Consider the following 13,169-nt stretch of genomic DNA (forward strand, 5'->3'; position numbering starts at 1 on the left):
GTCACCCCGTTTACCCAAATTTCTTCAGGTCTTCCTTAGCAAAACGCCATTTTCCTGCGGCATGTCACTTATTTGAAAAACCGATTCTGTCCAAAAGGGCACCAAAAGCATCGCGTTCCTCCCGGCTGAGCCGCGCGCCATTCTCGCCCACATCATATGTTGCCTTGTCCTCATTTTCGCTGCGCACCGCGCGGTTTCGCGCCTCGGCTGCCTCTTTCAGACGCCAAGTCAAAGCCTCATCCGCCAGACCACTCAGGTCTTCTTCGGCTTCCGCGAGTTCCGCATTCAATCCCCGCAATGCTTCCAGCTTGGCAAATTCTTCGGCCAGGGTCAGACGGGCCGCTTCGAGATCTTCTGGTCTGCGCAGGCAGGGGATAATTGCCACATGGCGTAGGGACATGAGGTTTTCAAGGGCCTGGCTGCCAAGAGTTTCGCAGATCCGTTCTTTCAGCTGCTCTGGTGCATCCACGCCATGGCGCAAAACCTGATCGCGTAGTGCCGCAAGGGCACCATCGGCGCAGGTCATACGCTCCAGATTGACTTCGAATTCTACAATGATCCACGGGCAGGAGATGGCAACAGCCAGCACCACCGCCTCACGCACCCGGGCCAGCTCACTCTCATCAGCTGCCGCAACCAGGGAACTGCGGGTTGTGGAAAGCGGAGCCTGCGCTGCAGCCTGCCCCTTCCATGGACGACGTGCGCCATCCCGAAAGCCCCCGCCTTTATAATTGCCGCCCTTGTAGCTCCCCGGTTTTCCCTCGGTGCCGTCATAGCCGCCTGCCCCCGGCGGGCGGTTCCCCCGAAACAGGGTCCAGCGCATCTCTTTGATGTCTTCGCCGTAATGCTTGCGGATCGAGGGATCACGGATCAGCCGGATCTTGTCGCGCAGCGCCTTGTCCAGCGCGGCCTTGCGCTCGGGGCTGTCAAAGACCTTGCCCTCGGTTTCGCGCTGCCACAGCAGCTTCACCATGGGCATCGCCTGGTCCAGCACCGCCTGCACCGCCGCAGGGCCCTTGCTGCGGATCAGGTCATCAGGGTCCTGGCCATCCGGCATCAGGGCAAAGCGCAGGGATTTTCCCGCCTGCAAATGCGGCAAAGCAAGGTCGACCAACCGCATCGCGGCGCGGATCCCCGCCTTATCACCATCCAGCGCAATAATGGGCTCATCCGACATGCGCCACATCATCTGCAGCTGGTTTTCCGTCACTGCCGTGCCCAATGGCGCCACCGATGAGGTAAAACCGCCTTCGGAGAGGGCAATCACATCCATGTAGCCCTCAGCCACGACCAGCTGCGAACCCCGGCCCGAGGCCGCACGTGCGGGCCCGTGATTGTAGAGGTTGCGCCCCTTGTCAAAGAGCTCGGTTTCTGGCGAGTTCAGGTATTTGGCATTGTCATTCGGATCCATCGCCCGCCCGCCAAAGGCAATGGCGCGGCCACGTGCATCGCGGATCGGGAACATGATTCTGTTGCGGAAAGTGTCATAGGGCTTGCCGCCCTTGTTCGAAGGCTTGGCAAGGCCAGCCGCGATGATCAGATCCTCGGGCACATTCTTGGCCCTCAGCGCATCCCAGAGGTTCTGCCAGCCATCCGGGGCAAAGCCGATTTCCCAACGGTCCAAGGCGGGCGGTGTTAGGCCGCGGCGCTGCAGATAATCGCGTGCCGGTCCTGCCGCGCCTGTCTTCAGCTGCAACCGGAAGAACTGCACCGCCTGTTCCATGACCTCCGCCAGCAGGGTGCGGCGGTCCTGTTTCTCCTGGGCGCGCGGGTCGCGTTTGGGCATCTCCATGCCTGCCTCGCCCGCCAGGATCTCTACCGCCTCCATGAAGCTGACGTTTTCGGTCTCCTGGACAAATTTCAGCGCATCGCCTTTGGCGTGACAGCCAAAGCAATAATAGAAACCCTTGCGATCCTCGACATGGAAAGAGGCGGTCTTTTCATGGTGGAAAGGGCATGGGCTCCAATAATCGCCTTTGCCGGGCTGGCTTTTGCGCTGATCCCACATAACTTTGCGCCCGACAACATCAGAGATACTGATGCGGGTGCGCAGTTCATCCAGGAATCCGGGCGGCAAAGACATCGCGGGTCAGGCCTTTATTAGTTCGATTGCAGCTGTTTTTGCATTTCCTGGATCTGATCCCAGTTCTCCAGACATTGCTGTTCCAGAAGCTCCCCCAGTTCGACATTGCGCAGATCGCGACGCTTCATGTCATAGACATGGGCCGCGAGCTGCGGGATCGCCTTGGAATACTCCTCGGGCCACTCCGGCTCACTGTCGAGGATGGTCTGTTCGACATCCTGCAGTTTCACGCGATCCAGACGCGCAGCCTGCACCGCAGCCATGACCTGGCCCTGGTACTTGCAGCTGGCTTCTTTCTTGTCAGCCGCATAGGCCGGCGCCGCCAGCAGAACGGCGGCTGCGAGGGTGAGGCGGATCATGGATCGCTCCCGGAATCAGTTGATGATCCGGAGAGACTACCCCCGCGCCGCCAGAGCTTCCATGGCTGTTTTCAGGTCATGCACCAAAGTCTGCGCCAGAGAGCGGAAGACCATGATCTGAAAGCTCGCCTCTTCCAGCCGCGTCACCGAGGCCATCATATGCTTCAGCTCTGCTCTGGATGTAGCGCCAACGGGGAATTCGGCGAGGCGAAAATCCACCGGGCAAAGCCGTGCCAGCACCTCTTCGCCGCCGACCCCCTCCAGGGTGACCACGGCCCAGCCTGCGGATTGATCGGTCAGTGCCGCATGTTCCGACAGACCTTCCGCCGGGGCGGCCCCAGTCAAAAGCGCCATATCACGCCCGAACCAGATGGCTCTGGCGCCGGCCTTGCCTTCAGTGCTTTCATTCGGCCCAGGGAAGGCCATCCCATGCGCCTTTTTCAGCGCCTTGCTCAGGGCTGCCTCCTGCCCTTTAAAAGGCGCAATGGTGGTCAGCGGGCCTGGAGTCGCCTCTTTCAGAGTGAGCGCACCGCAGGTGACGGGCAACAGCCCTTCGCAGGGTGATTTCAGCGTGAGTTCAGCCACGGGCCCGCTCCCCTTCTGTGTCGTAGAATACCGGCTCGCAGACCTCGCATTGGACATCCAGCCCGCGCATGTGGTCCACCAGGCGGATCTGATCCCCGATACGGTTCTGCCCATCCTTAAGGAAGCCCAGCGCAATCATGTGCCCCATCAAAGGCGAGAAGCCCGCCGAGGTGACATAGCCCTGATCATAGATGCGCTCCACCGGATCCTCCGGGTTGAACAGATGCGCCCCGGCGCTCAGCTCTTTCACGGCACCAACAGGTTTCAAACCAATCAGCTGCATGCGCTCCTCACCCAATAGGCCCGGGCGCGTCGCCATTGCTTTGCCGATGAAGTCTTTCTTCTTCGACATCAGCCCCTGCATGCCCAGATCAAAGGCGGTCACCGTGCCGTTGATCTCCGCGTGGGTGATAAAGCCCTTCTCGATCCGCAACACATTCAGCGCCTCCATCCCATAGGCCCCGCCGCCCAGCGCCTCTGCCCGTTCGACCAAGAGCCGGTAGAGGCTGTCGCCATAGCCCGCGGGCAGCGCCAGCTCATATGCTTCTTCGCCTGAAAAGGAGATCCGGAACAAGCGGCCCTTGATCCCCATGACAGAGATCTCACCGCAACCCATGAAGGGCCAGCTTTCGCTGTCGATCTTTTCGTCCAGCAAGCCGTTCAGCAACTCACGCGATTTCGGTCCGGCTACAGCAAACTGTGCCCATTGTTCCGTGACCGAGGTAAAGCGCACATCCCATTCGGGCCGCAGAGCTTGAGAGACGAACTCCAGATGCGCCATGACCTGACCGGCAGCAGCGGTGGTGGTGGTCATCACATAGTGATGCTCCCCCAGCCGCGCGGTGGTGCCGTCATCCATGATGAAACCGTCTTCGCGCAGCATGAGCCCGTAGCGGGTCTTGCCGACCTTCAGCTTTGAGAAGCCATTGGTATAGACAAAATCCAGGAATTTACCTGCATCCGCGCCCTGAATGTCGATCTTGCCCAGGGTGGAAACATCACAGATGCCCACCGCATTGCGCACATACATGACCTCACGGTCGCAGGACTGGCGCCAGTTGGTCTCTCCCGGCTTGGGGAAATAGGCGGCCCGGTACCAGAGGCCGACCTCAAGCTGATGCGCCCCGCGCGCTTCCCCGGCCTCATGGGAGGTGAGGAAGCGTTGCGGCTTAAAGCCCTCATCGGCAGCCCCCGCTCCCATGGCGCCAATGGCCATCGGCGTAAAGGGCGGGCGAAATGTGGTCGTGCCGGTCTCAGGTATTGTGCGCCCGTTGGCATCGGCCAGCACCGCCAGCGCAGCAACATTGGAGTTCTTGCCCTGATCCGTCGCCATGCCCTGGGTGGTGTAGCGCTTCATATGCTCGACCGAGCGGAAGTTCTCCACCGCTGCCTGTTTCACATCCTTGACCGTCACATCATTCTGGAAGTCGAGCCAGGCGCGGCCCTTGCCCGGCACCGCCCAAAGCGGTGCAATCCGGTATTCTGCATCCTCCGCCTGCGGCAATTCCTGCGTGGCAGCCGCCAGCCCCAGGTCATTCAGAGCAGCCAGTGCCGCTTCCGCCCCTTCGCGCAGGGCACCAGCCGTGCTGAAGCTGCCATTGCAGGCCCCCGCCGCCCGCAGCCCAGGCACCGCGCCCGCCTCGGGCACAAAGCCCAGAATATCTCGCCGCCAGGCAGGCCGCGCGTTCAGGTGGCAGGTCAAATGCACCGAAGGGTTCCAGCCGCCGGACATCGCCAGGCAATCGGTCTGGATCTTCTCTTCACCGCGCACCGAGCGCACGGTGATGCTCTCCAGCTGCTTGCCGCCGCCGGAGTTGCAGACCTGCGCACCCTTGATCACCGGATAGAGATCGCTTTCGGGCGCATCATGGCGGCTGTCGATCACCGCTGCCAGATGCACGCCGGATTTCACCAGATCGTGCGCAGTGCGGTGGGCATCGTCGTTATTGGCAAAGAGCGTCATGCGCTCGCCCGGGGCCACGCCCCAGCGGTTGAGATAGGCCCGCACCGCACCGGCCATCATGATGCCGGGGCGGTCGTTGTTGCGGAATGCCACCGGGCGCTCAATAGCGCCAGCCGCCAGCACTGTGCGCTTGGCGGCGATCCGCCAAAAGCATTCGCGCGGCAGATGGCTGCCCTTCAGGCTATGACTGCGCGGCAGATGATGGCTCACCCGCTCCAGTGCTGCATAGGTGCCCTGATCATAGGCGCCGGTGACCGAAGTCCGGCGCATCAGGCGCACATTCTCCATGGCCTCCAGCTCTGCCTCAGCCTCTGCCACCCAGAGATGCGCGGGCTTGCCATCGATCTCTTCGTCTTCGGCCAAGAGGCGCCCGCCCAAGCGGCAGTCCTCTTCACACATGATTACATCCGCCCCGGCACGCCCCGCGGTCAGGGCCGCCATCAGCCCGGCAGGCCCGGAGCCAATCACCAAAAGATCGCAAAAGCCATAGGCCTTCTCATAGGCGTCCGTGTCCGCCTCACCCGACAGGGCACCCAGCCCCGCCGCGCGCCGGATCATCGGCTCATAGAGTTTTTCCCAAAAGGCAGCGGGCCACATGAAGGTCTTGTAATAGAACCCGGCCCCAAAGAAGGGGGCGGCCAGATTGTTCAGCGCCATCACATCATGCTCGACCGAGGGCCAGCAGTTCTGGCTGCGCGCCTCCAGCCCCTCAAAAAGCTCCTGCGTCGTCGCCCTCTGGTTCGGGTCCTGCTGCGGCCCGTGACCCAGAGTGACCAGGGCATTGGGTTCTTCGCTGCCCGCTGTCAGAATGCCGCGCGGCCGGTGATATTTGAATGAGCGCCCCACCAGATGCACACCATTGGCCAAAAGGGCAGAAGCCAGGGTGTCTCCCTCCTGCCCCATCAAATGACGGCCATTGAAGGTAAAGCTGACGGATTTCGCTTCAGGCGCCAGTCCTTTGCCCGCAATCCTCATCGTGCACCTCCCAGCCCGGCATCCGCCGCCAGCACCACATCGGTAATCTCATGCGTGGCGGTATCGCGCGTCACTCTGAGCCAGGAATTGCAGCCCATCTCATGATACCAAAGCTCCTCCAGCTCCCCTGCCGGGTTTTCCCGCAGGTGCACATGGGCATGCCAGGCGTCCAGATCGGCCTCCGCAGCAGGGCGTTCCAGCGCGGCCCCTTTGTAATAGAATTCGCGGCGGTCTCTTTCACCGCAGAGCGGACAGGTGATCCTCATTGCCAAGGCTCCCTTTTCATTTTGCTCCAAATACCTCCGCCGGAGGCTCCCCAGATTGGCAACAAAGCCTTAGTGCAAATTATGCTGCGCACCGGTCCCCTCCTCATCCATCAGGCCCACGCCACTGCAGAAACGGTCGAGCTTCAGTTTCTCCGCCGCCCCATGGGGCCGGTCGGTGGCAATCAGATGCGCGTAGACATTGCCGGAGCCGGGTGTGGCCTTGAAGCCGCCGTAGCACCAGCCGCAATTGAGATAGAGGCCCTCAATCGGGGAATGATCGATGATGGGCGAGCCATCCGGCGTCATATCCATAATGCCGCCCCAGCTGCGCAAGAGCCGCGCCTTGCTGACCGCTGGCACCATGGCAACGCAGGTCTCCATGGTGTGCTCCACCATCGGAAGGTTGCCGCGCGCCGCATAAGAGGCGTAGAAATCCAGATAGCTGCCAAAAACCAGCCCGCCCTTGTCGGACTGGCTGATATAGAGATGACCCTCGGCAAAGGTGATCACGTGGTCGATGAGAGGCTTCAGCCCCTCCGAGACAAAGGCCTGCAGCACATGGCTCTCGATCGGCAGGGTGAGCCCCGCCATAGCCGCCACCTGAGAGCTGCGCCCAGCGGCGGCCAGCGCAACTTTCTTGGCCTTGATTGGCCCGCGCGCGGTCTGCACCCCGGTGACCTTGCCGTTCTCGACATCGATGCCAGTCACTTCGCAATTCTGGATCAGATCCACGCCGCGCATATCAGCACCGCGGGCAAAGCCCCAGGCCACAGCATCATGGCGCGCGGTGCCCGCCCGGCGCTGCATAAGTCCGCCCATGATGGGAAAACGGTTATTGTCGAAATTCAAAAACGGCGCCAGCCGGCGCACGGCTTCGCGGTCCAGCAGTTCTGCATCATCACCCTGGTTGACGATGGCATTGCCGCGCCGCACGGCTGCGTCGCGCTGGCCGTCATTGTGGAACAGGTTGATAATCCCGCGCTGGGACATCATCGCATTGTAGTTCAGCTCCTGCTCCAGGCTCTCCCAGAGCTTCAGAGAATGCGAATAGAATTCAGAGTTTCCGGGCAGATAGTAGTTGGCCCGCACGATGGTGGTGTTGCGACCGACATTGCCGCCGCCGAGATAACCCTTCTCCAGCACCGCCACATTGGTGATGCCATGCTCCGCCGCCAGGTAATAGGCCGTTGCCAGCCCATGACCGCCGCCGCCGATGATCACCACATCATATTCGCGCTTGGGCTCAGGGTCACGCCAATGGGGCGCCCAACCCTTGTTTCCGGTGAGCCCCTCCTTGAGCACCCGCCATCCCGAAAACCGCATCCTGCACTCCTCCCCCTGTATTTTGGCCTGACCGCGAATTACCGCAAAAAGGTTGCGCTATTGCTAGCGACTTTCAAGCAAGGCGGGTAGAGCAAAGCCGCAGAATTTAGCAAAGCGGCAAGCTCCCGCCGCCACAGATCACCAGAACTAATCACATGTGTCTAGTACCAATGCCGACAAATCGGGGCACAAATTCCGCAAATCCCGCCGCAAAGCAGCCGCTACGGAAATCAACCCGGGATCTGGGCGCCCTCACTGCCGCATTCTGCCCGCTTCTTTTCCCAGAAAGCCTGCTCTTCCGCCGCCATGCGTTCGGCACTCCAGCGCGCGCCAAAGATTTCCTGCATCAGATCAAAGGCATCCTGCGCCCTTCGCATGCAGTGCAGCCTTGCTACTTCAAAACGCAGAGACAGCAGTGTTGGCTGCAGTTCAGTTGCTTCCGCGACATCCCGGCGCATTTCCACATCGGAATTCGGGCAGTTATCCAGCCAATGGCGCCGCGCGGCCTCCACTTTGGGCGCCGCCCCGGCCTCCAGCAGCAGACGGGCAACCTTCGGATAGGGTGACCTCCACTCATAATAGGGCTGCACCACCAGGAACGGCACCAGTGCAAAAGGGTTGAACTTTTCAAGATCCGGCTGGCAGACCAGCAAGGTTTGATCGAAAGCCAGAACCGCGTGATCAAAAGCTCTGAGCCCGGAGAGATCACGCTGGTCCACTGCTTGTTTGACTTCGGGCAGCTCCAAAAGGAACGCGACCGCAAAAGCATAGCCTTTGGCGGCAGCGCGTATCAGAAGATTGCGCCCCTTCCCGTCCAATGCCAGGGGCTCCAGCCGCCCGGCCTATTGCAGGCTGCGCCAGTCTTCGAGCAGCTTTTGCTCGGCGGCTTGCCAGTCCTCCAGGGACCCACCAGTGGTTTCGCCCAGCACATAAAGCCTGCGGCCAAAGTCCTTCAGAGCAGTTTGCCCGTTTGCCGCGGAACCCGCCAAAGAAATGGCGGGCAAAAGGCCCGCCATCCAAAGTGCACAGAAACCGGCGAAGAACCGCTAAGGATCAGAGCCCCTTGGCCCGATAGCTGCGGGCGACCTTGTCGATCGAGACCAGATAGGCCGCGGTGCGCAGATCGGTTACATCGTCCCGGCTGTGCCAGACCTCGCGCATAGACTGATAGGCAATCCGCATTGTGTCATCGAGACCGGAACGCACCAGCTCCAACTCATCCGCACCGCGCAGGTACTTATCTTTGAAACTGCCTTCGAGGTTCCAAGTATTGCCCATGCTATCGGACAGCGCTTCCAACTGATCAACAACCAATTGGTGACGCGCCTCCTCCTGCCGCCGCTGCATGCGTCCAAAACGAATATGGCTCAGGTTCTTGACCCACTCAAAGTAGGAGACCGTCACACCACCTGCGTTTGCATACATATCAGGGATGATTACCGTACCCTTGTTGCGCAGGATCTCATCCGCGCCCGAAGTCACCGGACCATTCGCCGCTTCGATGATCAAAGGAGCTTTGATCTCTTTTGCGTTGCTGAGGTTGATTACCCCTTCGAGTGCGGCCGGGATCAGAATATCGCAATCCTGCTCCAGCAGTTTTGCCCCATCTTCGATCAGGTTGGCATCCGGGTAGCCACTCACACCACCGTGTTTGATGATCCAGTTGCGCACGGCCTCTACGTCCAGGCCCTCCTCGCGGAACAACGCGCCATCTCTTTCGATTACACCGGTAATCAGCGCCCCATCCTCTTCGCTGAGGAATTTTGCAGCGTGATAACCCACGTTGCCAAGTCCCTGAACAATGACTCGCTTGCCCTCAAGGGTACCAGAGAGACCCGCCTTGGCCTTGTCCTCTTCGTAGCGAAAGAACTCTCGCAGAGCATATTGAACGCCACGCCCGGTGGCCTCTACCCGCCCAGAGATCCCCCCCGCATTCAGCGGCTTGCCGGTAACACAGGCGCGACCATTGATATCGGTGGTATTCATGCGCTGATACTGGTCTGCAATCCAGGCCATCTCACGCTCACCGGTGCCCATATCAGGAGCCGGGACGTTCTGGGCCGGGTTGATCATGTCACGCTTGGCCAACTCATAGGCAAAACGGCGGGTGATCAACTCCAGCTCATGCTCTTCATATTCACGCGGATCAATGCAAAGCCCGCCTTTGGACCCGCCAAAGGGTGCTTCAACCAGGGCACATTTATAGGTCATAAGTGCGGCAAGCGCTTCAACCTCATCCTGGTTCACGCCCAGCGCATAGCGAATACCGCCTTTCACGGGCTCCATATGCTCGGAATGGACCGAGCGATATCCGGTGAAGGTTCGTATCTCGCCGCGAAGGCGCACACCGAAACGCACCGTGTAGGTGGCGTTGCAGACACGGACCTTTTCCTCGAGCCCTGGCGGTAGGTCCATCAGGGCCACAGCCCGATTGAACATGATATCTACGCTTTCGCGAAAACTGGGCTCTTTAGGGCTGCTCATTGGCGTCACTCCGTGCTCCTAAAACGACTCAGGTGATTGTCTTTCAAATCTATGCACGGAAGCTTAAAGAGTGCGACCATTTTAACCCTTTCCATCTCCTTTTTTTCACGTTGCATCTTTCTCGTTTTTCAGACTGTCGATTCGGATAGCCCTCCTCGCCATTGTTGCCGGTTCCGCGACAGAGGCTGCCGCAGCCAAAAATTGGCGGCCAGATTAAGAAAATTGAAACCAAATAGACCTAACAGCGCCCCATTTCCGCCATCTTCCCAAACCAATCATGAACTGTCGAAAACCCACTTTGTAAATGCCCCGTGGACCGCGGGGCGATGAAGGTTGCTGCCAATGTTCAAATGCCGGATGCCAGAAACCGCCTTGCCGCGCTATGTCCTCGAAAAGAGTGTTAACAACCTGCGCAGCTTTCGTAGTGATGAGAGCGGTGCACTCGCCTATCCCACTATTGCCTTCTTTCTTGCCATGCTGGCCGTGGGGGGCGTGGGCGTCGACCTGATGCGTTTGGAGCGTGACCGGACTGTTCTGCAATACACATTGGACAGGGCTGTGCTTGCTGCGGCCGACCTTGACCAAACGCAGGAACCTGCAGTGGTTGTGCAGGACTATCTGAACAAAGCGGGCCTGGGTGAATACTATGAGGCCCCGGAGGTCGAAACCGGCCTCGGCTACAAAAAAGTTAAGGCAACCATCGATGCGACCTTTGATGCCCATCTTCTGCAATTCGCAGGCGGCAGCGATTTGCCCGTCTATGCCAGCTCCACCGCAGAGGAGAGCATCGATGGCCTAGAGATTTCTCTGGTCTTGGATGTATCCGGATCGATGAATTCAAATAGCCGCCTGTCCAACCTCAAGGTGGCTGCGCGGGATTTCATCGACACCATGGTTGAAAACACTACCGATGGGCGGATGTCGATTTCGATCGTGCCCTATGCGACCCAGGTTTCGGTGTCTGACGAATTGTTTGACGAATACACAACGTCCGGCACCAACAATTTTGCCAATTGCATCAACTTCGAAACATCAGATTATTCAACAACAGCCCTATCCACCACCAGCGAACGTGAAAGAACCATGCATTTTTCGCCATGGTACACCTCCAATACACGCGCCTCGGGGTCGCCAATTGACTATGAAATTTGCGACGATCGCAGCAGCCGCGAGATCCTTCCTCTTCAGAAGGATGCAACAACACTCAAGAGTTTCATTACCAACCTGACCGCTTGGGGAAATACCTCTATCGACATTGGGATGAAATGGGGGGTTGCCTTGCTGGATCCATCCGCGCGACCAGCGATCTCATCGCTGGCCTCGGGCGCAAGCGTCCCCAGCGAATTCTCGGTGCGCCCGGTGGACTACTCCGACCCAGATACACTCAAAATCATCGTCTTGATGACCGACGGCCAAAACACTTCACAGTACTACGTCGAAGACGATCACCGAGCTGGCGACTCAAACGTTTGGTACGACTTTAGCGCGAACAGATATTCCACCTATAACCCCGACAATGGGTACTACTGGCGCGACGGCTATTCCTATTGGTACAGCTCCCCTTATGGCGGCAACAATGCACAGCAACTAAGCTACCCCGACCTTTTTGCCTATACCTCGTTGAAGTACCTCTATAAGTACATCTACGCCGATTGGATGGGAAGCTATTCCGCCAGGAGTGAATGGTACTATGGGGTCTATGACTACCATGGCAACAGCACAAAGAACACGCGCACCAGCAACGTCTGTAGTGCAGCCAAGGCCCAGGGCATTATCGTCTATACCATCGGCTTTGAAGCACCCAGCAATGGTGTCGCAGTCTTGCAGGATTGTGCCAGCTCGGACTCTCACTACTTCGATGTCGATGGCCTGGAAATCCGCGATGCCTTTGAATCCATTGCAACCTCAATCCGCAAGCTGAGGCTGACACAATGATACGCTCAGGCCTGATCAAGTTGCTCTGCAAATTCCGAAGGCGCGAGGACGGCAACGCCACGATTGAATTCGTCATCCTGGCTCCGCTCCTGTTGCTCATGCTGGTTTCCACCGTTGAGCTGGGCATGATCAACCTGCGCCAGTCCCAGCTTGAACGCGCATTGGATATCACCGTTCGTGGCATTCGCTTGTCGACCGGCTCGGCACCACAGCACAACGAAATCCGTGACCAGGTTTGTGATCTATCTGGTTTTATCGACGATTGCGCGACCTCGCTGCGCCTCGAAATGGTTCAATTGGACCCGTTCGCTTGGTCTCCTGTTGATCCCGAACCAGACTGCGTCAACAGCATCGAGGATGTTCAACCCGTACGCACATTTGTTGGCGGTGCGTCGAACGAATTGATGCTGATACGAGCCTGCATGAAATACAGACCGTTCATTTCGACCTGGGGACTTGGGGATGTCCTGGAAAAGGACGGCGACGGCCGGGCCAGCCTCTTTGCGGCCTCTGCCTTTGTTCAGGAGCCGAGATAAGCCATGGAACAGTCAATCTTTCATAAACTGAAGAGCTTTCGTCAAAAGCAAGAGGGCTCTGTTACTGTAGAATTTGTCATCTACATTCCTCTGTTGCTCTGGCTCTTTGCGGCGATCTACACCTTCTTTGACGCCTTCCGCCAGGAGAGCATCAACCTCAAAGCCGCCTATACAGTTTCCGACCTGATCTCACGCGAGACGACAACGCTGACCGAAGACTATATGGACAGCATGCATGAAATGACCCAACTGCTGATCAGAGGCGACTCCAGCGTTTCCCTTAGGGTCACGGTGGTGCGCTGGGACGAGGACAACGACCGCTACTATGTGGATTGGTCAAAAGTCCGGGGCGACAATCTGGCAGGAACATTCACGGCCTGGACAAATGCCACCGTGGGAGAAATCGAGGATGATCTACCCAACATGCCGGACGAGGAGCGGGTCATCGTGGTTGAAACCTTCAATGACCTCGTGCCAGCCTTCGAGGTCGGTCTGCCTGACCTCGACATTGAGAACTTTGTTTTCACCCGCCCGCGTTTCGCGCCCCTGGTCTACTTTGAAGGCGTAGACGTCGGCGGCGGCAGCCACGACGACGGCGGAGATAGCATCGACTGATCACTGTTTCGACAGACCGACAACGTTCCCTACAAATCAAATGAA

Annotated in this window: 12 protein-coding genes; 3 read left to right on the top strand and 9 right to left on the bottom strand. The window is 58.9% G+C overall.

Going from position 1 to position 13,169, the window contains the following annotated elements:
• Window positions 1-64: 64 nt before the first annotated feature.
• The 9 genes from dnaG to RSK20926_RS09240 form a co-directional block, all read right to left on the bottom strand.
• Window positions 65-2,083, bottom strand: a complete 2,019-nt coding sequence (gene dnaG / locus RSK20926_RS09205; protein WP_008206110.1) for a DNA primase — start codon at window positions 2,081-2,083, stop codon at window positions 65-67.
• Between the two features lie 17 nt (window positions 2,084-2,100).
• On the bottom strand, window positions 2,101-2,442 hold the full coding sequence (locus RSK20926_RS09210; protein ID WP_008206111.1) for a hypothetical protein: 342 nt from the start codon (window positions 2,440-2,442) through the stop codon (window positions 2,101-2,103).
• A 36-nt stretch (window positions 2,443-2,478) separates the two neighbouring features.
• On the bottom strand, window positions 2,479-3,027 hold the full coding sequence (locus RSK20926_RS09215; protein WP_008206112.1) for a sarcosine oxidase subunit gamma: 549 nt from the start codon (window positions 3,025-3,027) through the stop codon (window positions 2,479-2,481).
• Window positions 3,020-5,965 (bottom strand): sarcosine oxidase subunit alpha family protein, encoded by a 2,946-nt coding sequence (locus tag RSK20926_RS09220; RefSeq protein WP_008206113.1) that lies wholly within the window; start codon window positions 5,963-5,965, stop codon window positions 3,020-3,022. The genes RSK20926_RS09215 and RSK20926_RS09220 overlap by 8 nt, the downstream gene beginning before the upstream one ends.
• Window positions 5,962-6,231, bottom strand: coding sequence for a sarcosine oxidase subunit delta (locus RSK20926_RS09225; RefSeq protein WP_037254533.1), 270 nt, complete (start codon window positions 6,229-6,231; stop codon window positions 5,962-5,964). The genes RSK20926_RS09220 and RSK20926_RS09225 overlap by 4 nt, the downstream gene beginning before the upstream one ends.
• A 69-nt stretch (window positions 6,232-6,300) precedes the next feature.
• The gene (locus RSK20926_RS09230) at window positions 6,301-7,554 is read right to left on the bottom strand and encodes a sarcosine oxidase subunit beta family protein (RefSeq protein WP_008206115.1); all 1,254 of its coding nucleotides are present in this window, start codon (window positions 7,552-7,554) and stop codon (window positions 6,301-6,303) included.
• A gap of 230 nt (window positions 7,555-7,784) precedes the next feature.
• On the bottom strand, window positions 7,785-8,372 hold the full coding sequence (locus tag RSK20926_RS09235; RefSeq protein ID WP_008206116.1) for a hypothetical protein: 588 nt from the start codon (window positions 8,370-8,372) through the stop codon (window positions 7,785-7,787).
• Window positions 8,373-8,396: 24 nt separating this feature from the next.
• Complete coding sequence (locus tag RSK20926_RS22820; RefSeq protein WP_008206118.1) at window positions 8,397-8,570, bottom strand: hypothetical protein; 174 nt, start codon at window positions 8,568-8,570, stop codon at window positions 8,397-8,399.
• Between the two features lie 37 nt (window positions 8,571-8,607).
• Complete coding sequence (locus RSK20926_RS09240; RefSeq protein WP_008206119.1) at window positions 8,608-10,038, bottom strand: Glu/Leu/Phe/Val family dehydrogenase; 1,431 nt, start codon at window positions 10,036-10,038, stop codon at window positions 8,608-8,610.
• A 342-nt stretch (window positions 10,039-10,380) separates the two neighbouring features.
• On the opposite strand from RSK20926_RS09240, the gene RSK20926_RS09245 reads away from it, so the two are divergent.
• The 3 genes from RSK20926_RS09245 to RSK20926_RS09255 are packed head-to-tail and all read left to right on the top strand — an operon-like array spanning window position 10,381 to window position 13,124.
• Window positions 10,381-11,973: a pilus assembly protein TadG-related protein gene (locus RSK20926_RS09245; protein ID WP_008206120.1), complete on the top strand. Its 1,593-nt coding sequence runs from the start codon at window positions 10,381-10,383 to the stop codon at window positions 11,971-11,973.
• Window positions 11,970-12,509 (top strand): TadE/TadG family type IV pilus assembly protein, encoded by a 540-nt coding sequence (locus tag RSK20926_RS09250; RefSeq protein ID WP_008206121.1) that lies wholly within the window; start codon window positions 11,970-11,972, stop codon window positions 12,507-12,509. The genes RSK20926_RS09245 and RSK20926_RS09250 overlap by 4 nt, the downstream gene beginning before the upstream one ends.
• Window positions 12,510-12,512: 3 nt before the next feature.
• Complete coding sequence (locus RSK20926_RS09255; RefSeq protein WP_008206122.1) at window positions 12,513-13,124, top strand: TadE/TadG family type IV pilus assembly protein; 612 nt, start codon at window positions 12,513-12,515, stop codon at window positions 13,122-13,124.
• Window positions 13,125-13,169 lie beyond the last annotated feature (45 nt).

This window comes from Roseobacter sp. SK209-2-6 (assembly GCF_000169455.1).
In the GTDB taxonomy this organism is placed as follows: Bacteria; Pseudomonadota; Alphaproteobacteria; order Rhodobacterales; family Rhodobacteraceae; genus Pseudophaeobacter.

Coding starts and splice junctions, on each gene's coding strand:
- RSK20926_RS22820 (WP_008206118.1), bottom strand. CDS start 8,570: ATGGCGGGCCTTTTGCCCGCCATTTCTTTGGCGGGTTCCGCGGCAAAC.
- RSK20926_RS09255 (WP_008206122.1), top strand. CDS start 12,513: ATGGAACAGTCAATCTTTCATAAACTGAAGAGCTTTCGTCAAAAGCAA.
- RSK20926_RS09245 (WP_008206120.1), top strand. CDS start 10,381: ATGTTCAAATGCCGGATGCCAGAAACCGCCTTGCCGCGCTATGTCCTC.
- RSK20926_RS09250 (WP_008206121.1), top strand. CDS start 11,970: ATGATACGCTCAGGCCTGATCAAGTTGCTCTGCAAATTCCGAAGGCGC.
- RSK20926_RS09225 (WP_037254533.1), bottom strand. CDS start 6,231: ATGAGGATCACCTGTCCGCTCTGCGGTGAAAGAGACCGCCGCGAATTC.
- dnaG (WP_008206110.1), bottom strand. CDS start 2,083: ATGTCTTTGCCGCCCGGATTCCTGGATGAACTGCGCACCCGCATCAGT.
- RSK20926_RS09230 (WP_008206115.1), bottom strand. CDS start 7,554: ATGCGGTTTTCGGGATGGCGGGTGCTCAAGGAGGGGCTCACCGGAAAC.
- RSK20926_RS09210 (WP_008206111.1), bottom strand. CDS start 2,442: ATGATCCGCCTCACCCTCGCAGCCGCCGTTCTGCTGGCGGCGCCGGCC.
- RSK20926_RS09220 (WP_008206113.1), bottom strand. CDS start 5,965: ATGAGGATTGCGGGCAAAGGACTGGCGCCTGAAGCGAAATCCGTCAGC.
- RSK20926_RS09240 (WP_008206119.1), bottom strand. CDS start 10,038: ATGAGCAGCCCTAAAGAGCCCAGTTTTCGCGAAAGCGTAGATATCATG.